This window comes from Lysinibacillus sp. UBA6686 (assembly GCF_002455205.1).
GTDB classification, from domain to species: domain Bacteria; phylum Bacillota; class Bacilli; order Bacillales_A; family Planococcaceae; genus Lysinibacillus; species Lysinibacillus pakistanensis.
The window spans coordinates 32034-55251 of record NZ_DKJS01000081.1; the positions used below are offsets into that span (position 1 = coordinate 32034).

Annotated in this window: 25 protein-coding genes and 1 pseudogene; 16 read left to right on the plus strand and 10 right to left on the minus strand. The window is 37.1% G+C overall.

Going from position 1 to position 23218, the window contains the following annotated elements:
- Positions 1–10: 10 nt before the first annotated feature.
- Both B2R82_RS21900 and B2R82_RS21905 read left to right on the plus strand, forming a co-directional pair.
- A complete protein-coding gene (locus tag B2R82_RS21900; protein ID WP_286927049.1) occupies positions 11–811 on the plus strand; it encodes an ABC transporter ATP-binding protein in 801 nt (266 codons plus the stop codon).
- Positions 812–1150: 339 nt separating this feature from the next.
- Positions 1151–1594 (plus strand): DUF4362 domain-containing protein, encoded by a 444-nt coding sequence (locus tag B2R82_RS21905; protein WP_286927050.1) that lies wholly within the window; start codon positions 1151–1153, stop codon positions 1592–1594.
- A 63-nt stretch (positions 1595–1657) separates the two neighbouring features.
- Here the strand turns inward: B2R82_RS21905 and B2R82_RS21910 are convergent, their stop codons facing one another.
- The 4 genes from B2R82_RS21910 to B2R82_RS21925 all read right to left on the minus strand — a co-directional run bounded on the left by B2R82_RS21910 (position 1658) and on the right by B2R82_RS21925 (position 4312).
- Positions 1658–2203, minus strand: coding sequence for a CPBP family intramembrane glutamic endopeptidase (locus B2R82_RS21910; RefSeq protein ID WP_286927051.1), 546 nt, complete (start codon positions 2201–2203; stop codon positions 1658–1660).
- A 184-nt stretch (positions 2204–2387) separates the two neighbouring features.
- A complete protein-coding gene (locus B2R82_RS21915) occupies positions 2388–3086 on the minus strand; it encodes a hypothetical protein (protein WP_286927052.1) in 699 nt (232 codons plus the stop codon).
- Complete coding sequence (locus B2R82_RS21920; RefSeq protein ID WP_286927053.1) at positions 3083–3949, minus strand: ABC transporter ATP-binding protein; 867 nt, start codon at positions 3947–3949, stop codon at positions 3083–3085. Before B2R82_RS21920 ends, B2R82_RS21915 begins: the two co-directional genes overlap by 4 nt.
- A 3-nt stretch (positions 3950–3952) precedes the next feature.
- Positions 3953–4312: a GntR family transcriptional regulator gene (locus tag B2R82_RS21925; protein WP_286927054.1), complete on the minus strand. Its 360-nt coding sequence runs from the start codon at positions 4310–4312 to the stop codon at positions 3953–3955.
- A gap of 425 nt (positions 4313–4737) precedes the next feature.
- Between B2R82_RS21925 and B2R82_RS21930 the strand changes: the two genes are divergently transcribed.
- Together B2R82_RS21930 and B2R82_RS21935 are read left to right on the plus strand one after the other, a co-directional pair.
- Entirely contained in the window at positions 4738–4989 is a 252-nt protein-coding gene (locus tag B2R82_RS21930) for a phage holin (RefSeq protein ID WP_286927055.1), read from the plus strand.
- A 91-nt stretch (positions 4990–5080) separates the two neighbouring features.
- Positions 5081–7180, plus strand: coding sequence for a DUF2339 domain-containing protein (locus B2R82_RS21935; protein ID WP_286927056.1), 2100 nt, complete (start codon positions 5081–5083; stop codon positions 7178–7180).
- A 70-nt stretch (positions 7181–7250) separates the two neighbouring features.
- On the opposite strand, the gene B2R82_RS21940 is transcribed toward B2R82_RS21935, so the two are convergent.
- Genes B2R82_RS21940 through B2R82_RS21950 form a run of 3 tightly spaced genes read right to left on the minus strand, consistent with a single transcriptional unit; the run spans position 7251 to position 9869 of the window.
- Positions 7251–8954, minus strand: a complete 1704-nt coding sequence (locus tag B2R82_RS21940) for a DUF7305 domain-containing protein (RefSeq protein ID WP_286927057.1) — start codon at positions 8952–8954, stop codon at positions 7251–7253.
- Between the two features lie 52 nt (positions 8955–9006).
- Positions 9007–9432, minus strand: coding sequence for a PulJ/GspJ family protein (locus B2R82_RS21945; RefSeq protein WP_286927058.1), 426 nt, complete (start codon positions 9430–9432; stop codon positions 9007–9009).
- A gap of 8 nt (positions 9433–9440) precedes the next feature.
- The gene (locus B2R82_RS21950; RefSeq protein WP_054772309.1) at positions 9441–9869 is read right to left on the minus strand and encodes a type IV pilus modification PilV family protein; all 429 of its coding nucleotides are present in this window, start codon (positions 9867–9869) and stop codon (positions 9441–9443) included.
- Positions 9870–10266: 397 nt separating this feature from the next.
- Here B2R82_RS21950 and B2R82_RS21955 point away from each other — a divergent pair, with 397 nt between their 5' ends.
- The 10 genes and pseudogenes from B2R82_RS21955 to B2R82_RS22000 all read left to right on the plus strand — a co-directional run bounded on the left by B2R82_RS21955 (position 10267) and on the right by B2R82_RS22000 (position 20076).
- Positions 10267–11595: a VanW family protein gene (locus tag B2R82_RS21955; RefSeq protein ID WP_286927059.1), complete on the plus strand. Its 1329-nt coding sequence runs from the start codon at positions 10267–10269 to the stop codon at positions 11593–11595.
- Positions 11596–11612: 17 nt separating this feature from the next.
- Positions 11613–13290 (plus strand): annotated as a pseudogene (locus tag B2R82_RS21960) (GspE/PulE family protein).
- 12 nt (positions 13291–13302) lie between these two features.
- A complete protein-coding gene (locus tag B2R82_RS21965; RefSeq protein WP_286927060.1) occupies positions 13303–14349 on the plus strand; it encodes a type IV pilus twitching motility protein PilT in 1047 nt (348 codons plus the stop codon).
- Positions 14346–15551 carry a type II secretion system F family protein gene (locus tag B2R82_RS21970; protein WP_286927061.1) on the plus strand — a complete coding sequence of 402 codons (1206 nt, stop codon included), beginning with the start codon at positions 14346–14348 and terminating at the stop codon, positions 15549–15551. The genes B2R82_RS21965 and B2R82_RS21970 overlap by 4 nt, the downstream gene beginning before the upstream one ends.
- A 142-nt stretch (positions 15552–15693) precedes the next feature.
- Positions 15694–16149 carry a prepilin-type N-terminal cleavage/methylation domain-containing protein gene (locus B2R82_RS21975; protein WP_286927062.1) on the plus strand — a complete coding sequence of 152 codons (456 nt, stop codon included), beginning with the start codon at positions 15694–15696 and terminating at the stop codon, positions 16147–16149.
- A gap of 110 nt (positions 16150–16259) precedes the next feature.
- Positions 16260–17237, plus strand: coding sequence for a type IV pilus biogenesis protein PilM (gene pilM / locus B2R82_RS21980; protein ID WP_286927063.1), 978 nt, complete (start codon positions 16260–16262; stop codon positions 17235–17237).
- Positions 17234–17827, plus strand: coding sequence for a PilN domain-containing protein (locus tag B2R82_RS21985; RefSeq protein WP_286927064.1), 594 nt, complete (start codon positions 17234–17236; stop codon positions 17825–17827). Before pilM ends, B2R82_RS21985 begins: the two co-directional genes overlap by 4 nt.
- Positions 17824–18513, plus strand: coding sequence for a hypothetical protein (locus B2R82_RS21990; protein ID WP_286927065.1), 690 nt, complete (start codon positions 17824–17826; stop codon positions 18511–18513). The genes B2R82_RS21985 and B2R82_RS21990 overlap by 4 nt, the downstream gene beginning before the upstream one ends.
- Before the next feature lie 57 nt (positions 18514–18570).
- Positions 18571–19323: a prepilin peptidase gene (locus B2R82_RS21995; RefSeq protein ID WP_286927066.1), complete on the plus strand. Its 753-nt coding sequence runs from the start codon at positions 18571–18573 to the stop codon at positions 19321–19323.
- Positions 19324–19353: 30 nt separating this feature from the next.
- Positions 19354–20076: a gamma-glutamyl-gamma-aminobutyrate hydrolase family protein gene (locus B2R82_RS22000; RefSeq protein WP_286927067.1), complete on the plus strand. Its 723-nt coding sequence runs from the start codon at positions 19354–19356 to the stop codon at positions 20074–20076.
- Positions 20077–20153: 77 nt separating this feature from the next.
- Here the strand turns inward: B2R82_RS22000 and B2R82_RS22005 are convergent, their stop codons facing one another.
- A complete protein-coding gene (locus B2R82_RS22005; protein WP_286927068.1) occupies positions 20154–20651 on the minus strand; it encodes a DUF4303 domain-containing protein in 498 nt (165 codons plus the stop codon).
- A gap of 118 nt (positions 20652–20769) precedes the next feature.
- Positions 20770–21387 (minus strand): transcriptional repressor LexA, encoded by a 618-nt coding sequence (lexA, locus tag B2R82_RS22010; protein ID WP_283871287.1) that lies wholly within the window; start codon positions 21385–21387, stop codon positions 20770–20772.
- A gap of 164 nt (positions 21388–21551) precedes the next feature.
- Here lexA and yneA point away from each other — a divergent pair, with 164 nt between their 5' ends.
- Together yneA and B2R82_RS22020 are read left to right on the plus strand one after the other, a co-directional pair.
- Positions 21552–21866: a cell division suppressor protein YneA gene (gene yneA / locus B2R82_RS22015; RefSeq protein ID WP_054772316.1), complete on the plus strand. Its 315-nt coding sequence runs from the start codon at positions 21552–21554 to the stop codon at positions 21864–21866.
- Positions 21863–22528, plus strand: a complete 666-nt coding sequence (locus B2R82_RS22020) for a YneB family resolvase-like protein (RefSeq protein WP_286927069.1) — start codon at positions 21863–21865, stop codon at positions 22526–22528. Before yneA ends, B2R82_RS22020 begins: the two co-directional genes overlap by 4 nt.
- Positions 22529–22766: 238 nt before the next feature.
- Here the strand turns inward: B2R82_RS22020 and B2R82_RS22025 are convergent, their stop codons facing one another.
- On the minus strand, positions 22767–23114 hold the full coding sequence (locus tag B2R82_RS22025; RefSeq protein WP_286927071.1) for a hypothetical protein: 348 nt from the start codon (positions 23112–23114) through the stop codon (positions 22767–22769).
- Between the last annotated feature and the right edge of the window lie 104 nt (positions 23115–23218).

Genomic DNA, 23218 nt, shown 5'->3' on the forward strand with positions numbered 1-23218 from the left:
TGACAGGATTTTGAAAAATGTTTTAAAGGCTCATGATTTAAGCGTATATTATGGGGAAAATAAAATTTTAGAGAATTTAAATTTGCAAATACCTGAAGGAAAAATTACCGTATTGGTAGGTGCCAACGGTTGTGGAAAATCCACACTTTTACGAACCTTTGCCCGCTTAATAAAACCGAAAGCTGGTCAAATTTTCTTAGAGGATGACGTAATCCAAAAAATTCCCACAAAGGATATTGCAAAGCGTTTAGCGATTCTACCACAGGGACCTGTTGCACCTGAAGGATTAACAGTCTTACAATTAATTAAACAGGGGCGTTATCCTCATCAAAGCTGGTTAAAGCAGTGGTCTAATGAGGATGAAAAAATTGTAAATAAAGCGTTAGAAGTAACACAGATGACGGATTTTGTAGATCGATCAGTAGACGCTTTGTCTGGTGGTCAGAGACAGCGTGCTTGGATTGCGATGACCTTAGCACAAAAAACGGATTTAATTTTATTAGATGAACCAACTACCTATTTAGATATGGCTCACCAAATAGAAATTTTAGACTTACTATATGATTTGAATGTCAAAGAAAATCGTACAGTTGTTATGGTACTACATGATTTAAATTTGGCATGTCGTTATGCCCATCATATTGTTGCAGTCCGAGATAAGCAAATATACGCTCAAGGTAAACCTGAGGAAGTTGTAACAATGGAGATGGTGCAAAATGTATTTCGAATGAACTGTACGATCATTAAAGATCCAATTTTTGGGACGCCATTATGTGTCCCGCATGGTAAGGGACGGAAAGTAGGAAGGTAAGCATCGGGTGAGTTTAGATCTTACAACTGATGAAATAGCAACATTAACGCAAGGGAATAGACCTACAACCGAAAAAAATTCAGATTGGATTTACTCAATTCCTGCCAAGAATTCTGTATCACCTATAAAACGAATCTGATTGTCACTTTATTTTCCTAAACAGGTGAATAAGCACCTGAATTTTAACTGCGTGTTTTTTCACTTGTTTTTTTATCCCACTTACTGTATTAAGATGCTATTATAAATGAAAAAGAGAAAGACTTGCATCTTAATCTATTTTTCGTTATGGTAAATATTGTATTGAAATGAGGTGAGTGGTCATAAAAAGGGGGTTAAGCCTTGCTTAAAAAAATTTTATTCTTTTTAATGGTTTTAATCATTTTAACTGGGTGTTCCTTAACAGGTGGATACGACTCCTCTAAAGCGATTAAAAGAGGGGATATTACAATTTTACATAACGGAGTACATAATTTAGAACGATTTGAACAATTTCTTGAGCATCTAGTTAATAATCAAGAGGATACTGTTCGAGTGACTTCCTATACAAAAGAGGGGGACCCCATCTTCGAAGATTTACATTTTGATGGGAAGGAAATTCAATATACGCATGATAATTCACATGATGCATTTGGAGGGCAGGACAAAGGGCAAGAGACAGATGTTTGCAAAAATATAATGTCTAGCGTAAATGATCAAAATGAAGTGGAGTATGTATTAGTTGACTGTATAAAAAATGGAGAAATTCCTCTTTTTCAAATAAATGAGAAAGAGGCTAAAAAATAATATCATACCGGACAAAAGGATGCCAAGTCTTCTTGTCAAAGGACCTGGCATCAAGAGAACATACTATTGGATGACTATTTTTTTCTTCACACGCTTCCATAATAGTAACATATAGATAAAAAGTACAATTATAATAATATATGCATATAACAAAGGGCTTTCTTCGTTGCCCATAAAGTTAAAGAAATTATTCAAGCCATGGAACAATATTGTTAGTATGATGGATTGACCATTTAAAATTAGTAAAGAAAGTACGAGCCCGACAAGTAGTGCATAGATTATTTGGATTACTGTATCTTCAAGAGATTGACCACCAAGTAACTGTAAGGCATGTGTGATGCTAAATAGGAGACTTGATACCCAAACGGCTGTTAAAGGCCCTTTTCCTACTAGCATCCGTAGCATGATGCCTCTAAAAACGGTCTCTTCGATAAAAGCTACAACGAACAATTGCATGATCAGCATCACGATTAAATTACTAAAGGATTCTGTATTCAAGCCTTTGGTACCGAAAAGAATGATACATAAAACAAAAATAAGTGGGCTAACAAGTAAAATATCACTTTTATTAAAAGTTAAAAAGAAGTATTGGTGCCATTTCTTTTTCACTGCAATGTACACAAAGAGCCCTAATGAAAGAGGTGCTAGCAGCGCAAATTGGAAAAAGGGGCTTGAAGGTTGTAGAATGGAAACGTAGGCACCATTTATAACATAGAAAAATATAAGTAAAAGTTCTAAGCCAATTAGTTTAAAAAAGATTTTTTTGACATCTACACGATCCCTTCTTTTTGAATTAAGCAGGATTTACTGAAGCCTTCCGTAAAGCCAGTGAGATGATAAAGTATAGGAGGACACTAAATACTAATAGACTACTTACTATTGTTATAGCTGATACTTTTGAAAACAGCTCAAACAATGGAGTATACCACTCGAAAATGACCATAGTAATTGGAATTAAACAAAGTATTCCGATAAAGCTATAACCACCAACAGTTCCAAAACGATAAAAGATAATGTTTAATAATAGCCCAGATGTTAAAGAGAATAGTAGTAATACTGTGTCCAGTGCAACTGTATCTATAAATGCGGTGGAATTCCCGAAAAAGTATATTGGATGAATAATAAGTATTTCTTTAATTTTTAGTAATGCTGTAAAGTAGGTAATGACTTTATGCGTACAAGTAATGATTACAGCGCCAGCTAGGCTCCAGCAGATAAAAAAGAGACCAACATTGACCATATACTGCGTACGACTTATTCCGAGTTTTAAAAAATAAGGCAAGGTGTTATTTAACAACTTTGATGCCGTTGTACTGTAAAAGATATAGACTGGAATAGAAATCGTAATGGCGAAAGAAAACAAGTATTGCCCAAAAAAAGTATCTATGAAAAAAGTCAATAGAACGATAGAAAATAAAATGCTCCAAAAAATAATGTTTTTCTTTTTATAGCTTTGAAATAGAATATAAAAACTACCCTTCACTGTATTCATTTAATAGCCCTCGCTTTCTGCTGCTTACTTAAGTACACCAACATATCCTGTAAGGAAACACGCTCAAGTTTAATATTATGCCCCTCGATATGGCGACCATCGCTATAGATTACCGCAGTTAATTCCTGCATAAACATATGTTGATAGATAATTTCTAGTCCATGTATTGCCTGCTCAACATCTGAAGCGTTTCCTTTTACAGCTACAATATGCTGGTGCCATTCCTCTGCTGCTTTTTGAAGCAACAACTGCCCTTCATTCAAAATTAGAATTTCCTCGAAGAGATCACTTGCCTCATCAATTAAATGTGTGGACAAGATAAAAAGTCTTGGATTTTCAGTTTGTTGCTCAATTAATAAATCATAAAATGTATTTCGTGCAGCGACATCAAGCCCGATATAAGGCTCATCGAAAATTGTTATTCCTGCATTGCTTGCAAACCCTGTAATAATGCCTAAAGCTGAAACCATTCCTTTCGATAAACCACGAACCTTATCCTTGGGATTTAATGCAAATACCTCTAGTAACTCCCTCGCAAGTGCTTCATCCCATTGTGGATAAAAGAAACTATTAGCTTTTAATGCCTGTGCAATGGTCATTTCCTCCTGAAAATTACCACTTTCTGCGATAAAACAAATATCACGTAAAGTTGCGGGTGCATTGAACACATTTTCTCCGTTGACAGAGATGCTTCCACTAGTTGGGGCAATAAGTCCAGCTAATAAATTTAAAAAGGTTGTTTTACCAGCACCATTATGACCTAAAAACCCAATAATTTTAGGCCCCTCTAGCGTAAATGTGACATTTTTTAAAGCTTTCTTATGTTTAAATGTTTTAACAACATTTTTTACGTCGATTTTCATACACTAACCCCTTTGTAACATATTTTGTAATTCTTCATTGGAAATCCCTAATCTTGTGGCTTCTTTTTTTAATGGCTCTATATGCTGTTGAAAGAAATTTTCCTTGCGCTCTACCAGTAAAATTTCACGAGCATCTGTACTAACAAACATGCCAACACCTCGTTTTTTATAAATAACACCTTTATCCACTAATTCGTTCACGCCTTTCCCAGCGGTTGCAGGATTAATTTGATATTCCTTCGCAAATTCATTGGTGGATGGAACGCGATCCCCGGGCTGTAGCTGTCCATCTAGAATGGCATCCTCTATTCGTTCACGGATTTGCTGGAAGATAGGCTTTTCATTGTTTAAAGAATGAATCACAATCCACCTCCTTTGTTAATCGGTTAATTACTCTTGTAACTAACCATATAACGCAAGGGTTTTTTTGTCAATGGTTTTGATGGAAAAATTTTAATGTGACAGAAGTTATGAAGAAAGTATGCAAAGCATTATGTAGGGGATTTAAGTATTTGTAATTCATGCTAATACACTAAAATTCTTAGTAAGAAGAATTACTATAAAGCAAAAATAGAAATCCTTGTAATAGAAATATCTGCCTATTTTCACATTGTTTTTATGGTGATCATTTCCCTAAAAAATATAATTTTTAAAGTAAATTTGTAATTTTCGTTTAAGTAATTTGTTTGTTAAATCCCCGTATTTCTATAGTTCGAGTTCCATCTTTGCATATGTGTCAAGTTTTCACTATGCATATATTGTAGAGAGAAGGGGGGAGGTGAGCTTCTATGAAAATTAACTGGAAGATTCGTCTTCAGCATAAGCCATTTTTATTGGCACTATTTTCATTGATTTTATTACTCGCACAGCAAGTTGCAGCTATTTTTGGCTATGATTTAACGAGTGCAATGAGTGAGCAGCTAACATTCATCTTAAATACTGTTTTATCAATTCTCGTATTAATGGGTGTTGTTATAGATCCAACTACAAGGGGTACGAAGGATAGTGAGCGTGCTTTAATGTATCGAAGACCTAGATAGCTAAAGTATAAATATGATCTAAAAGTATAATTTTACACCTTTCAAAAAGGTGTTATAATGTAAAAAATGAAAAAGTAGGGAGGATGATGGGATGTCACTTGAAATGGAGCAAAGGATTGCCAAGCTTGAGAAGGAAATGATGGATTTGAGGCAGGAGTTAGATGTCTTAAAACAGCAACATTCTGCTGGTCAATCAACGGCAATAAATGCTAGAAAAACAATGATAAATCAATCTTCATCATTAGCAGAACAAAAACCAATTAGTACTTCCAAGCCAAACCCAAGGCCAATACCTGAAAAAAAGAAGCAACCACAGCAATCGCTGGAGGAACGTATCATGTGGGCTTTACCAAAAATATTCATGGTAATTTTAGTGATGGGAGTGCTTTGGGGTCTTAAGCTCGTTAGTGATTATGGTTATTTATCGAATGAGGTTAAAATCATCCTCGCCTATGCATTATCGATTTTCTTAGCCGTACTAGCAAATGTGCTGGAGCATAGAAAAAAGGGATCTCCAGCTATCACCATTTCCTTATATGGTGGGGCATTTATCGTAGGAATTTTAACAACAGCGGCCAGTGCAATATTGTATGAAATCATTGGTTTAACGCTGGCACTCATTATTGCCATCATCTATATTGGCTATGGGATTGCTATTTGCTACTTAAAGAAAAATGAGATATTAACAGTGTTTGTAGCATTCACTTCACTTTTGCTACCATATTTACTAGAATATATGGATTTTAGTGCTGTTATTATTTTAATTTATGTACTTGCGTTATTTACGATGCTACAATTTGTCATTTATCAGCATAAGCAAAAGCTGGCACTCTATATAGCAACCTTTTTCTCTATGCTAGCTGTTAGCATTATAGCGTTTATGAACACTGACAATCGAGCTATAATGGCATTTGGCTTGATGGCTGTATTAGCTATTTTCTATACGAGTTGGTGCCGTTTATTTAATATTGAATCTAAATGGAAGCATATTCATGTCGGTCTTCAATTTTCTCTAGGAGTTTTTAGCTTATTGCTTTTGAACCTTATGATTAGACCAATCGAATATAGTGAAGCGCTTTTATTCGTATTGGTCATCTTGTTTGCGACTTTAGCGGGTTATGGCTATAGGCAAAAATGGCAGGAGGCATTTGATAGTGCCATCACACTCGCGTTTATCACCCTATGTAATACGCTGCTCGTTATGAATATACCAGAGAAAGTAGAAGATTTACTATTGCCGTTTATTGCATTTACAGGTGTTATGATGAGCTTACGTTTACAAGCAAGCTTGATGAAGGTCATCAGCTCGGTCATATTTGCTATTACCATTATAATTAACTTTATGATTCATGAGCCAGCACCATTTTTTAGCATTAACCATGCTAGCCTCTTTATGCCAGTCATCTATTTGCTGCTTATTTATCTAAATGCAATACGTCCGAAAGAGTCACTTTCGGTATTTGAAAAACTGATGAAGGATTTATATGTAGTAGACTTTTTAGCGGTCATAACGACTGGGTACTTCTTAGTTTATATTAGTAAGCTTGATGCCGTATATTTTGCTGGTGTTAGCAACAGCCAGCATATGATGAGTATTATGCTAGCTGTCCTATTTGCAGCATCCCTTCTAGTGCCAGCAAAATATAAAGGACGCGCATTAACACCAGTGCTTGGCGCATTTTTCCTGCTTTTCACGCTATCAATCGGTATCCTTCCAGCCGAAATGCAGGGAATAGAATGGCTCCATATAGTAACAAGAATCATTTATATTGTTGTGCTTGTGGCAATTTTAATAGATGTGCTTATAAAGGGCCGTATTTATCAAATATATCAACAACAGATGGAGAAATACGTAGATCCAACAGTAAGTGCTGTTATTGTGTTGATAATGCTATCCATTTGGGGATTCGTGCATCAGCTAGCCTATAACAATCTACTGGACTGGAAGCTTAGCATTGCACTCTCTACCATTACACTTTTTGTGACAGCCAGTATTGCCCTATGGCTGAGTACGGTGCGCAACTTCCGTACATTACGCTTAACGGGCTTTACCATCTTGGTCATTGCGTTTATAAAGCTTATATTCTTTGATTTATCTGCACTCGATCTATTAATACGAGCTGTTTTGTTTATCGCGATTGGTGGGATTGGATTGTTGTTGTCGGGTAGGTTGTTGAGGAAGGATCACTAGAGGAATTTGATAGGTTTAGAAAAACACATGGACAATTAAAATATAATTTATTGTCCATGTGTTAGTTTTTTTATTTTTCTAATATGATTTCTTCGATAATATTTTTTTTAGGTGGAGAAGGTGGTACATTTGAATTATTATTACCACCCGAATTATTAGAACCGCCATTATTTCCTGGAGAAATGGTACTTTCACCAAAAGTGATTGAAGCACCTCCATCAACTATAATATTATCTGCTACAACAGCTCCTTTAATATGTGCCCCTGCATTCACTCTAATATCAGCATTTGGTGCAATAATATGTTGACCAACTGAATTAAAGCCTCTATCAAATGTCACATTTTGTCCTCCAGAATAGATATTCCCCTTTACACCAACGCCACCTGAAAATGTTAAATCTGCTTCTTTTGCATAAAGGGAGCCATTAATTTGTGTTTCATTTGAAAATGTTAGAGGTACAGATCCACTATATAAAAAGTTAATTTGACTAACATCACCACCGCTGTTAAAGGAGCCTTTAATATTAAACGAGTCTTTTACATAAATATTTAACTTACCTGTCCCTATGATATTAATATGCCCTTGCAAAATATCCAGACTTTCAATATATAAGTCTTTATCAGTATCCCCTACATTAATCGTAATTGTATTGTTTGAAGTTACTTTAAATTGTTTAAAATGTGTATCCTCAGTTAAATTAAGTGTATAATTATTTGTCATCCAGTTATCTGCTTGGAAATTTCCATTATTAATGATGTTGGTTTTATTCCATTGACTCTCTGCAACCTCCTCATTTGGAGGATAGTTTAGCTGTGATAAATCATTCATTATGTTACTTGGAAATGGCGCAAGTACATTGCCAGCAGGAAAATCCTTTTGTTCTGTTACTTGATTTTTTAAGTATTCTAAGCCGTCATTATCAACATGAAAGTTTTCGGGAGAAGTGCCTATACTACCCGTAATAGATGCTCCGCCTGTTAATGAAATGTTACCTCCAGCACTTGCCACATTCCCATCAATTTTTCCTCCAGCTTTTACAATAATATTGCCTTTAGTTTGTACAGTAAATTCACTTGGAACATAATGACTGCTGTTCCCACCATTTGACCCTCCATTGTTTGTACCACTGTTATTCTCTCCGTTTTCTGAGCCGCCATTAGTATCTGTATAGTCCAATGTGATTTTAATGTTTTGTTCCAATGTTCTACTAATGGATGTATCTTCTCTTTGACCTGTTGAATCTAAAATATAAAACTTTCCTATTGATTTAATAGCATACTGTAGTTCATTCACATCCTCATTTATTAATGTAATGCTTATACTAGCTTCAGGTATATTATTAAATTGGGTTTCAAATTCTAGTTCTTGAAATGGTATACCAATGTTAACGAAAGTATTAGTTAACATTACTTCTATATCTATATTAGTTGGATAGCCTAATAGACTCAATTCATTCATTAAGTAATTTCCGAATATGGGTGGATCTCCAATAGGGTTTTGTTCATAATTTGCTTTTGCCATAAGATAGTCTTTTTCTGCTTTATTAAAAGCGTTGTCAAAACTTTGATTAAAATGCTCACGTCCATAATTCAACCCAGCCTCTGCTATATAGTAAACAGACTGATCATCTCGTTCATGCGCAGAAGTTGTTAAAGTGTTATTAGAAACACTTAAAATCCCTAAACCTAGTACAGATACTAAAATCATTGTTAGAAAAACAAGTAAGAAAGCGTAACCCTTCTCGTTTTTCCGTAAAATTCCGTTGACCCACATAAATTACCCACCTTTTCATTAGATTGTCCTTCTATTACTAAAGATAAAATTTTTACGAACTTTTTCCTTTACGTAATGATAAGTTTGTGCTGATTTCTTTACCATTCTGACTTTTTAAGTTCACAGTAAGAATATTATTTACATAAGAAAGTGAAAATGATTCAATATTATTTGCAACAGTCTCACCATTGCGTGTTATGGTGTTATTGCTAATTGTATAGACATAAGATTGACTATCAATGGTAAAAGTATAGGTGCTTTCATCAAAATTTCTAGCACGACGAAAATCCTTTGTAATTAATTTAAGAGCATAAGACGCATTCCGTAACTCTTCGTTTTTTGTAGACTGTTTTTGATGGGTGCTTGTGCTAGAACCCAATATATTAAATAAAAGAACGGAGATGATGCTGACAATGACCAACACAGCTAGCACTTCTACTAAGGTCATACCATGTTGCAGTTTGACTGTTTTCTTCATTTGTTAGTTCAACCTCCAATTTTATAAATATTTTGTATTTTACTTTTCAACACGTTTTTACCGTCTACTTCTTCATACACTTCAATAATTATAGTCGTTAATTCCGAATTTTGAAGAAGGGGCTCTGTTTTTAATACAATTTGTATACGATCACCTGGATGTTTTTCAAAATCCCCATTTGCTACTGAAGTATAAAGTAATGCATAAGCTAATTTATCTATTGATGGATAATTATCCTTGTTAGCAAAAATATTCTCCATTTCCTTTTGCGCAATATATGTAGCATTTACAATATCTCCAGAGGTTGCAGTTGTTTTATTAGATTGCATAAATATCCCCATAAAACTTAAAAGTATGATAGAGATTAAAACAATTGAGGCGATAACTTCTACTAAAGTAAGACCTTTTTGTTGATTAACATAACCAATACTTTCCATTTTTCTCCTCCCGAAATAAATAATTTTTTTGAATCCTTTCAATTAATTTTCAAACGACATTATTTAATTTTAAAGATTAAATCTTTTAATCCTGTTCATATATTTTTAATTACTTCTTCCTACTTCAATTGAAATCATTAAAGCAGTCTTTTATTAGAAATTAGATAAAAATGACTATTAAGGGTATTATAACGAAATTTCGGATCTATATCTAATGGAATTTATCTTGTTTTGTAATTCATTAGAACTACTTTTTGAATATTTTTTGAATTTTTTCAGGAATTATAAAAATTAAATCGGAAAAAAGTTGCATTTTTAGGGGTGTCAAACTACTATAGTTGTAGTATCATTTTGTATATAAATAGAAATTCCATTAGTGAATGGAAGGATGAGATGGATGAAAATGTACATAAAAATAATTAGCGTCATTTTAGCGATTGTTCTAATTGTAGGATTTTTTGTTCCGTCACTTGTGCTAAATGGCACAGTTTTTGCGAAAGAAAGTCCTGAAAATTCGACAATTGGTGGTATTGCTGTTGAAGGGCTGAATAAAGAAGAGATCCTCCAAATTCTTCGTGATGCTGTGGAGAAATGGCAGGAAACACCTCTTATTATTAGTGGTGGTGGTACGGAGCAGGAACTGTATGCACATGATGTACAGTTTGATATAGAGCAGGTAGTGTCACAATTTGAGGAGCTGTCAAAAAAGCCATGGTTTGCCTTTTGGGAAAGTAAAAGAACTGTTCAGCTCCCGATCCCTGTAATAGCTAGTGTCAATACAAAGAAAGCTGTGAAAAATAATTCGCAATGGAAAACAGAGGAAACGATTGCGAGGATTCTGAATCAGGCTGGGAATTTAGGCAGCCATCAGATTAATGCAGAATTAGTCGATGTTAGTTCATTAGAGAATGAACGAATTGCTTTTCAAATAAGTGATATTCCGAAGAATGTTGATAATTTAGAGGGATTGCTCGATACGCTGAATAATCAATTAATCGCACCCAACCAAAAGATGTCACTGCTACAGTTGCTTGGAGAGCAGGCGAATACGGTGCATACAGAAACCCTTAATTTTATAGCTTCAATGGTCTATAGCACGATACTACAAACAGATTATGCCATTGTAGAACGTCATGCTCAAGCCGTTCCCCCTTCTTACCTACAGCAAGGATTGGAAGCAGAGGTGAATATGGTGCTTGCCAAGGATTTACAATTTGTGAATACCTCAGCTCAGCTTAGTAAGCTAAAAGCTACGATTGAAGGAAATCAGTTGAAAATTGAAATATGGTCTGCGGAAAAAGACAAGGAAGTGACCGTTCGTGTGACCAAGGATAAGATTGTCAGACCGAGAATTATAGCTCGCTATTCAGATGAACTTGCTGCTGGTCAGGAGAAGATTGAGCAGGAGGGGCAGGAGGGCGTTCGTATTGAAATTTATCGCTCCATCCGTATCAATGGCGGTTCTACGGAGGAACAGCTTGTTAGCCGAGACTATTATGCTCCTGTCAACCGTATTGTTGTACGATCATCCCGTAAGCTGGAAGCCTCTGAAAGTGTCATGACAGATCAGCAAAGGACAGCAACAGATTCTGATTTGGAGATGGATTTAGATGGTAATGGTTTACCTGATGCAAATACATCTGCAACAGAGCAGAAGCAGGATGGACCAGAGATTGTCTATGGCTACTATGATAAGGGTGGAAATTTTGTACAAACAAGTCCTTAAAAGAGAGGAGTACTTTCATGGCAGCAAAAGCTGGACGGAAACGACTGGGTGATTTACTCGTAGAATCAGGTGTTATTACATCACAGCAATTAGAGTATGCATTAACTGAAAAGTCAAAAGAAGAAAAGCTTGGTGACTTTTTAATTAAAAAGAATTACTTAACAGAACAACAGCTTATTGAAGTCCTAGAGTTTCAGCTTGGGATTCCTCATATTAATTTAAACCAATATACGATTAGCCCTGATCTACTTCAGTTGATACCTGCTGAATTAGCAAAACGCGCGAACATTATGCCAGTGCGCAAGGAAAGAAATAAGCTCTTTATTGCCATGGCAGACCCGATGGATTACTTTGCTATTGAAGAAGTGCGTATGGCTACAGGCTGTCAAATTGAAACGAGTATTGCGGCGAAGGACGATTTGTATCGAACAATTACCAAATACTATGACCTACAGGAATCAATGGATGCAGCCCTGTCTGATATGGCAACATCCAGCATCGATATGCAAACGGATATTGAGCGTGAGGATTCACCAATTGTTCGCCTTGTTAATCAAATTATTGCAAATGGTGTGGCACAACGGGCTAGTGATATTCACTTTGACCCACAGGAAACCGAGCTACGTGTCCGATATCGTGTTGATGGTGTCCTTAGAACAGAGCGTTCCTTGCCGAGAAATATGCAAAGTGTGGTATTAGCCCGTATAAAAATTATGGGGAATCTCAATATTACAGAAAATCGAATTCCACAGGATGGACGTATTAAATCAACGATTAATTTCCGACCGATTGATATACGACTCTCCACCCTACCAACCGTTTATGGAGAAAAGGTCGTAATGCGTATTTTAGATTTAGCAAACGCTGTAAATGGTATTGAGCAGCTTGACTTTTCTGATCAAAATGAAGCATTATTTCGCTCCATGATTTCACATCCCAATGGTATTGTCCTCATAACAGGTCCAACTGGATCGGGGAAATCCTCCACACTGTATGCGGCATTAAATGAACTAAACGATGATGGTGTCAATATTATTACCGTTGAAGATCCTGTTGAGTATCAATTGGCGGGTGTCAATCAGATTCAGGTGAAGGAAGAGGTTGGGCTCACATTTGCAACAGGGCTACGNNATACGTTCTATTTTGCGTCAAGATCCAGATATTGTCATGATTGGGGAAATTAGAGATTTAGAAACAGCACAAATTGCAACACGAGCTTCATTAACAGGGCATTTAGTGTTAAGTACCCTGCATACCAATAGTGCCGTCGATTCTATATCACGTTTGCAGGATATGGGCATTGAATCATTTTTACTATCGTCTTCATTAGTCGGTATTATGGCACAGCGTCTTGTTAGACGAAATTGTAGGGATTGCTCTGAGATTTATACATTTACTGAATATGAGTTAGCTATTTTCAAAGATAATGGTATACCACATGTGACGCAGGGACGTAAGGGACGTGGCTGTGCAGCATGTAATTTTACTGGTTATAGAGGTAGGATGGCTATTCATGAAATCCTACCAGTTGATCGGCATGTGAAGGAATTGATTATCCATGAGGTGGGCGATCAGAAAATTAGAGAATATATGAAGCAGCAACACTTTAAAACATTGCTAATGGATGGTTTACAAAAGGTTGCGGCAGGACAGACAACAATATCTGAAATCTTACGTGTTGCAAGTAAAGAGTAGGAGGTGAGCCCAATGACAGCATATTCAATTATTGAGTTATTACATCGTTCCTTTGAAGTGAAGGCATCTGATTTACATTTAACAAAAGGGGTGCCACCTGTTTATCGAATTCACGGTCAGCTTGAGCACTATGGCACGGAGCCATTAGAAAGTGCCAATTTATTAGAGATGGTGAAAACGATTTTACCCGTTCATAAGCAGCAGGAATTCGAGGAGAAGGGGGAGACGGATTTTAACTATTCTCTACCTGGGAAATGTCGTTTTCGTGTGAATGCTTATCATCAGCGAAATGAGGTATCAGTGGCGGCTCGTTTAATCGAGGCAAAAATACCTTCGATTGAAACGTTAAATATGCCACAGGTGCTCTATCAACTTGCAGAAAAGCCACAGGGATTACTTTTAGTAACAGGTCCAACCGGCTCTGGAAAATCCACGACATTAGCTGCCATGATTGACTACATCAATGAAACAAGAGCAAAGCATATTATTACACTGGAGGACCCGATCGAATACTTACACGCTCATAAAAAATCCATTATTAATCAGCGTGAGGTCGGTGTCGATACGAAAAGCTTTGCCAATGGTTTAAGAGCTTCATTACGTCAGGACCCTGACATTATTTTAGTAGGGGAAATGCGTGACTATGAAACAATCTCTACAGCAATCACTGCCGCAGAGACGGGTCACTTAGTGATGGCGACGCTACATACAAGTAGTGCACCAACGACAATTGACCGTATTATCGATGTTTTTCCTCCCCATCAGCAGGCACAAATACGTGTACAACTAGCCAATGTGCTGCAGGGTATTATTTCACAAAGATTATTTGTTCGCAAGGATGTAAAGGGACGTATTGCAGCAACAGAAATTCTTGTGCAGGCACCGTCTATTTCGAATTTAATTCGCAATGAAAAGGTACATCAAATTCCGAGTGTAATGCAAACAAGTAAGGCACTAGGGATGCATACGTTTCAATCATCGATCCAGCAGTTAATTACAACAGGGAAAATCTCACTTGAGGATGCTAGACCGTATATGAATGCGGGGGAATATAGTTGACCGTATTTCGCTATCATGGGCGCACAAAAGCAGGCGTACAGAAAAAGGGTGTTATTGAAGCATCAAATAAACAGGCTGCGATTGATAAGCTACGAAAGCAAGGCATTAATGCGCGTGAGGTACAGGAATCGACTAGTATTTTACATAAGGAGCTTGCGATTGCACGAAAGGTAAAGCATCAGGACTTTGTTGTCTATTGCCGCCAGTATGCCACATTAATACGTGCTGGTATTTCCGTTGTAGAGGCTACCCAAATTTTAGCCGCACAAACCAAAAATAAAACGTTAAAAAAGGCCTTGCTGGAGGTAGAGGAGGACATTCGGAGCGGTACAGCCTTTTCAGACGCCGCAGCCAAGCATCCAAAGGCATTTCCAATTTTATTTGTGAATATGATGCGTGCCGGAGAGGCTACAGGAAGTATTGACGATACATTGGATCGACTAGCCAATACTTTAGAGAAGCAGTATAGCATTAAAAGGAAAATAACTTCGGCACTTACATACCCTGCGATTTTATCTATTTTAACAATTGGTGTTGGATTGTTTTTAATGGTCTTTATTGTACCAACCTTTATGGCTACCTTTAAGGATATGGATTTGGAGATGCCTTTGCTGACAGTAATTGTCGTTGGGATAAGTGATTGGCTTATCGCTAACTGGTATTTTGTGATTTTAGCCATGGTGATTATCGTTGTTGTCTTTAACCTTTTATATAAAAAAAATAAAGACTTTAATTATTCAATCAATATTACGATTTTGCGGATGCCTATATTTGGTCCATTAATGCAAAAAAGCGTCATTGCTCGGATGACCCGAACATTAGCTACACTATTCAGTAGCTCTGTGCCAATCCTAAATGCCTTAACCATCGTTGAAAAGGTTGCAGGCAATCCTGTTATTGCCAAGGTGGTTGTAGAGGCTCGTGATAATTTAGAAAAGGGTGGCACTTTATCCGAGCCGCTTGAAAAAAGCTGGCTATTCCCACCGCTTGTCTCACAAATGGCTGCTATCGGTGAACGAACAGGCTCACTCGATTATATGCTAGAAAAGGTAGCGGACTTTTATGAGGAGGAAGTGGATCGTTCAGTTGATACCCTGAAGTCACTTGTTGAGCCATTAATGATTTTAGTACTGGCGGCGGTAGTGGGAATTATTGTTGCAGCGATTTTCTTACCGATGTTCCAGCTATACGAAAATATGTAATAGTAGAATTTTTGATTAATTTTCTAGACTAATAGGCTAACACTTAATCAATATATTAGTGCAGTATTGAATTGCCTATCTTTAAGAAGGAAGTACGTGTCGACACACTTCATATAGAAAAAATATTAAGGAGGAATTGGGTATGTTCAAAAAATTATTGAACAAAAAGCTTTTGAAAAATCAGAAGGGTTTAACGCTTGTCGAATTATTAGCAGTTGTCGTTATTTTAGCGATTGTTGCTGCAATTGCTATTCCTGCGATTGGCAATATTATTGAAAATTCACGTTATACGGCAGTAAAGGCAGATGCAATTAATGTCATAAATGCAGCGAATTTATACTATACAGATACTCCAGATTCAACAGCTACTTCTGTAACTGCTGCTACTTTGAGGGAAAAAGGTTTTTTAAAGTCTACAGGTAAATTACCAGATACTGCATCTGTTGCAAAGGATGATCTTAAACTATCTACTATTGTTACAAAAGTATTTCCTTATAATATTGAATTTAATGGTACAACACTTGATGCTATTAATAAAGATACTAAAAAAGGTAGCGATATTAAAAGTGCCTATATAGTAGGAACTGAAACTAAATAATTGGTTTTCCTAACTTCCCCAGAAATGCGTACTACATGCATTTCTGGGTGGGAAATGGATGACTAATTAATTCACCTATGAAGTAGCTTAAAAAAAGGGGGTCTTTTCGCATGTTGAAGAGAAAGAAAAAATCGTATGTGTCCCTCGAATTGAAGGATTATGTTCTGCGTGCCATTGTGGCGGAAGGGCCTGATCCTTCACGTTGGCGGCATTATGAGCTGCCGTTAGCACATGGCATTGTTGAAAATGGCATTATCCATGATGAGGTCGCTTTATTTGAATCGATGAATCAAGAGGTCGCGAAATGGGCTGGCAAAAAACAATTGGCTCGAATGTTTGTGCCGGATATGTCTGTTCTTTTGAAAAGCTTTGATGTCCCTCATGACTTGAAGCCAGAGGAGCTTAGAGGCTATGCGGAAATGGAGATTGGGCACTCGATTCATCTCCCATTTCAGGAGCCCCTTATTGATGTTTATGATGCTGATCCGCTGGATGGGAAGGCACAATTATATGCCGCGCCCTCAGAGGAAGTGAATAAAATTGTGGCGATGCTCCTCGATATTGCACTGGAGCCAGAGGCAGCGGATATCCGTGCTCTTTGTAATATTCGTTTATTGCACCATTTGCAGCTATTGGAGATGGATAAAACCTATTTAATTGCAGAATGGTCTATTAATGAGCTGTCCATTAGCATATTTTCACAGGGCAATGTGGAATTTTTACGCTATCAGTCCATTGATACGAATATGGAGCAATGGGAAAGCAAGGCACAGGGCGAATATAGCTATAACTTTCAATATAATGGAGAGCTAGAGGATTACCGGATGATTGTTATGGATCAGGTGCTGGAAATTGATCGTATGATGAACTTCTTTCGCTTTTCTTTACATAAGGGTGAAAAATCTGTTGATGAGATTATTATTTTAGGGGACAACCCTTTATTACCTACCATTAGTGAGTTTCTACGTGCCAATTTAGGTGTTCCATTAACCGAGTTAAATGATCAGATGCTGCAGAAGAAGTTTCCACAGTTTACAAGAGCGTTTTCCTCCTTGCTTGGACTAGCCTTGAAGGAGGTTCACGGATGATTCCAGAAATTAACCTCTTACCGAAATTAGAGAAGCGGAAAACCTCGCCATTGTTGATTTATATTATTCTAGCAATTATTCTTATTATTTTAGCGTTTATGACCTATCTATTTTTTGATGCTAGGACAGCATTAAAGGATTTATCAGCAGAAGAGAGACGATTAGTGGAAAGACAGGAGCAGCTACGAAATGATATCGCCACAAAGCAAAGTCAAAATACAGGCTCATTAAAGCAATCTGTTCAATATGTACAAAGTGTTGCTTATCCCGTAACGCCCTTAATTGATGAAACAAATGCATTGCTACCAAGTCCAAGCTATTTACGTAGCTATTCATTTGGCACAAACCAAGTAACAATTGAGGCAGATTTTGAAACAATGACAGCTATTTCTAAATATGTCGAGCGTTTATTAGCAAGCCCTTATTTTACAGATGCCCAAATTGGCTCTATCACTAATTTTGACATTGAGCTAGGAGAGCAGGACAAGGACTTACCTGCTGAGGAAAAATTTAAGCAGATGCCTCGTTACTCTGTGTCCATTACAGCCACTATTGACTTTATGTATCTGGTAGGGGGACGAAGCTCATGACGAGATTACTAAATAGTAAGAAATCAGGCATACTATTGCTTGTCCTGTTGATAGCCTCCTTATTGTTTGCCCTCTATTATTATGTTATTTTGCCAAAGAAGGATGAGGTTCAAGCAAAGGAAGCTAGTATTCAAAGTCTGCAATCCGAGATTAAAAACTTAGAGCAATCCCTTGCCTCGTTTGATGAGCAGCTCGAGGTTCCGATGCAGGAAACTTTGGAGATGCAAAAAAAAGTGCCTAGCGTAAGAGCGGTTGAACAGATATTAAGGGATATGGTGGAAATTGAAGAGGTAACAGGTACGCGCATGGAGTCGCTAACCTTTAATAATTATGATGAGCCTGTGGCGGATGCCAATGTGGGTCAAACGAATACAGTTGCTGAGGCAGAAGCAAAAGTCAATGAGGAAAATCAAGAGAATACGGAAACTCCGCCTATTTCTACGATTGCTCAGGAAAACATTCCACCAGAGCTAAAGCTAGTAACCTTTACCTTTGATATTGGGGCCTTAACATTTGACTCAATGGTTACCTTTTTAAAAGAAGTGGAAAAGCTTGAGCGAGTGATGAAAATTGATACGATTAAAATGTCTCTTCCTGGTGAGAAAGAAAAGCTGGACAAAGAGGCGGATACTATCATTAAGGCTACTGTACAGATTACGACGTTCTATTACGAGGGACAAGAATAAAGATAGGCGCGCATACTTCATATGTATGGGCGCCTCTTAGTTTAGGAGGACATAAAAATGGAAATGGCTTATACCGTGACAGTATTTATTTTTGGGCTTGTTTTTGGCTCTTTTTTTAATGTGGTGGGCTTACGTGTACCTATCAAGGAGTCCATTGTGCGACCACCCTCACATTGCACAAATTGTCAAAGGCAGCTAACAGCCCTTGATTTAGTACCTGTATTGTCCTATGTATGGCTAGGAGGAAAATGCCGTAGTTGTGGACAGAAAATTTCTTGGATTTATCCTTTAATGGAGCTGATTACAGGGGTTTTATTCGCATTTGCCTATTGGAAACTAGGCTTTAACGTAGAATTTTTTGTAGCTATATTGCTGATATCATTACTCGTCATTATCGTAGTATCAGATTTTGCCTATATGCTTATTCCTGATAAAGTCCTGCTCTTTTTTCTCCCATTGCTTTTCATAGGACGTGTACTTTCACCGTTAACACCATGGTGGGATAGTGCGCTGGGTGCAGTTGTTGGCTTTGGCATATTATATAGTATAGCTGTCCTGTCAAAAGGTGGTATGGGTGGGGGAGATATTAAATTATTCTTTTTACTGGGGCTTGTATTGGGCACATTAAATACACTCTTAACGTTGTTTATAGCTGCTGTGATAGGGATGGTTGTTGGCATTATAGTGTTAAAGGCAAGACAGCAGGGCAGAAAGACACCAATTCCATTTGGCCCATCCATTGCTATTGCGGCTATGGTTGTCTATTTTTATGGAGATGCCTTGATGAATTGGTATCTTGGGTTATGGTAGGAGATAACTTGAAATTATGGAGGGGATAAAGTGAAGCCAATAATTGGCATAACGGCCTTTTTGGAGGATGATTTGTCAGCAAGATTAAATGCTGCCTACAGTAATAGTATTATCGAAGCTGGGGGCATTCCGCTCATTATTCCACCTGGTATAGAGGAGGATGTTGCACAAGCTTTGTCTTTGACAGACGGGTTATTGCTGTCGGGAGGCTGTGATGTCCATCCATTTCTCTTTGATGCAGAGCCTGCACCCAAATTAGGGAAGGTACACCCTGAAAGAGATTCTGTAGAGCTTGCTTTAATCGAGGCAGCCTTTATTCGCAAGATGCCGATTTTTGGTATATGTCGTGGCATTCAAATATTAAATGTTGCCCTTGGAGGCAATATTTATCAGGATATGGAGAGCGAATATCATAGTAAAAAATTATTAAAGCATATGCAGCAGGCAGCTCGGGGTGTTGCTACCCACTATGTTACGGTTACACCTGATTCATTATTAAACAGAATCACCGAGAAAGAGAAAATAGCCGTAAATTCCTTTCATCATCAAGCTGTCAACGTATTAGCTGAGAAATTAAAGGTTGCTGCCAAATCCAGTGATGGAATTGTAGAAGCAGTCGTACATGAAGATCACCCGTTTTGTCTGGCGGTACAGTGGCATCCAGAAGAGCAGGCGATGGCAGGAGATGAAGTGTCAAAGAAAATATTTACTGCTTTTATAAAGGCAAGCCTAACATTCAAATTAGAGGCATAGAATCCATTGTAAAGTGGATTCTTTTTTTGATAAAGGAAGATGGCGAAAAATTTTGTTCGATATCTTCGTAAAGGTATTTAATACTGCCAATTACGGATAAATGCAGGGAGTAGGGGGTGATTTGGATTACAACGCTTTGCTGACGTTAGCTCCAATATTTCATCCTGGTCATCATCAGTCACCGAAATAAAAACAAAAATGCTTTCGTCGATAATGCCCTCCTGCTTCAATTCATACATCGTATCACTCATTGCTTGATGAAGCATCTCTTTATGTTTAACAAATTCCTCGTCTTCGATATGCAATATTGTATCTAATAATTCACGACTTACCTTTTCGAGCATATCCGTTTCATCATAATGTAAATATTCATCCTTTAAAAAACGATAGTTTTCGGGGTCGTCCTCATAGTTCTGACCAATTTCAATAAGTGATTTTTCGGTTCCCATTGTTAAATAAAGGCTTCCACAATCACCATCTGTCACTAAAACAGCCGCATAAATTTGTTCATCGTATAAGGAGCTATACATTGTCGTATAAGCCTCTTGTACAGCCTGCTTAATTTTTTGTTTCAAATGGATGCACTCCCTATGTAGATCGTATTTTGTTCTATGTCTCAAATTAAGAAAAAGAGGTATATGCTCATCAGGGAACATATCAGCCTCTTAAAATCATCCAAAAATTTTATATTTTTTAGTGCACTCGACGATAAAGGCCTACAACTTGTCCTAAAATTGAAACTTGATCGACAATAATTGGCTCCATTGTGGAGTTTTCAGGCTGTAAGCGGAAATGATTTTTTTCCTTAAAGAAACGCTTAACCGTTGCTTCATCCTCTTCTGTCATCGCCACGACAATATCCCCATTATCTGCTGTTGATTTTTGCTTTACAATAACTAAGTCTCCATCAAGTATACCAGCTTCAATCATGGATTCACCCATAATCTCTAGCATAAATAATTGATCCTCACTTGTCCCATAAGTATCTGGCAGCGGGAAATACTCTTCGATATTTTCAATAGCTGTAATTGGAGAACCTGCTGTTACTTTACCCACAAGAGGGACGTGAATAACACTTTGCTTTTGGATCGAGTCTTCTGGCTCCAATATTTCAATGGCACGAGGCTTTGTTGGGTCACGGCGGATAAAGCCCTTTTGTTCTAAACGAGCTAAATGTCCATGAACTGTTGAGCTTGAAGCAAGTCCAACTGCTTCGCCAATTTCACGTACAGATGGTGGATACCCCTTTGCGCGTACTTCTTCTTTAATAAAGGCTAAAATGTCTTCTTGTCTTTTCGAAACTTTTTTCATGATTGCTCACCTCTTTTTTCTTTTATTTCTACTTATTAGATAGTATAGCAGAATGCGAACACTTATGCAAACATAGGTTCGAAAAGTGTTTGACAAAAACATTTGTTCGCACTATTATAAGAACATACATTCCGAACAAACATTCTAGAAAAGAGGTTATAATGATGAATTGGTTAAAGAAAAATCCGCATATCTCCATTTTATTAGGGGCTTGCTTACTGTTTACAGGATACCTTTACATAACAGATCCTGGTGAGGTGACTTACAAGGAAATACAAGTCGAGCATGGCGATAGCCTATGGTCGTTAGCTGAGCAATACCGTGGTAAAATGAGTAAGGAAGACTGGATTAAATTAGTAAAGACAGAAAATGAATTACCTGATGTTCAAATTATTGCAGGTAAATCATTAGTCATTCCAGTGGTGGGAAACCAAGCCAATCCCATAAACTCTATTGAAATTGCGAGAAATGAACCATGATAAATAAACAACAATCGGCTGTAATCTATTGCCGCGTGAGTACAGAAAAAGAGACACAAAGTTCCTCGCTTGAGCGTCAGCAGGAAGAATTAACGCGCTATGCCAAGGAGCAGGGTTACAATATAAAGGGCATTTTTTTAGATCAGCATAGTGGCTATGATGTGGAGCGAGATGGCTTACTCGAAATGCTTGATTTCATTAAAGAAAAGAAAATTCATGCATTATTTGTCCAGGATGAAACTCGCTTAGGACGTGGGAATGCCAGAATGGCTGTGCTGCATTTATTGCAAAAAACAGAAACAGATGTTTTCTCCATGCGGGATGCAGGACCTGTACAATTAAATGAAATGGATACGATGCTGCTAGAAATATTAGCGATCGTAGAGGAATACCAGCGTAGAATCCATAATGCTAAAATACGGCGTGGTATGCGTCGAGCGGTGGAAAAGGGCTATAGACCTGAAAATAATTTATCGAATCGTGGAAATCCAAATGGGCAGGAGCGAAAAGAAGTCCCGATAGAGGAAATTATTAAGCTTCGAAACAAAGGCTTTACATTCGAGGAAATTGCCATGACGCTTCGAGGCTTAGGCTTTGATGTCAGCAAGGCAACAGTACATCGAAGGTATCGGGAGCATCAGGAAAAGGTAATAGGTGAATAATGGAAGGTCAGTGGGAGTTTTTATCATCCCACTGATGAAAGAGAAGAGCATGATTAATACAAGCTCTCAATTATCACATTATCGGGTAGTTTAAATGGATTTTCTTGAAATGTATTGTATAGTTAATTATACAGACATTGATTGAAAACGAATAATGACAAAAAAGCACCCATTCAACTAAATAGGTGCTTTTTTCATAAATGTTAAATTGGTATCATGTGATTTTATTGATGTTTCTTTACTTTCTAAAAAAGTGGTGTACTCTACTTCCAAACTCGACATAGGAATTATTTACTTGTGAAACATTTTGGTTTTGAAATGTTTGGTTGCTGTTACCAGTTATAAATATTGGCACAATACACAATGGACAACTACCATCATCTTCAATCATAGAACCACACAGTGAGCAATACTTGTCTTCAAGCTCACCTGTTTGATTAACTTTGTCCTCCAAAAGATGTAATTCCAATGAAGACTTCAAATCGTTAGGATTAGTTATTGCTGATGACTTTTCTTTCAAAGAATCATTAAATACTGTTGCAAATAAAGAAGTCTTTATTGGAACAGTAGCTACAACGTTATTCATTTTGCTGTTTGTAAAAATATTAAATGTACTGAAATTATTAATGTTTATAAAATCCACCTCATATTCCGTACCAGTTATGAAAACTTCATGTATTTTTAATCCAT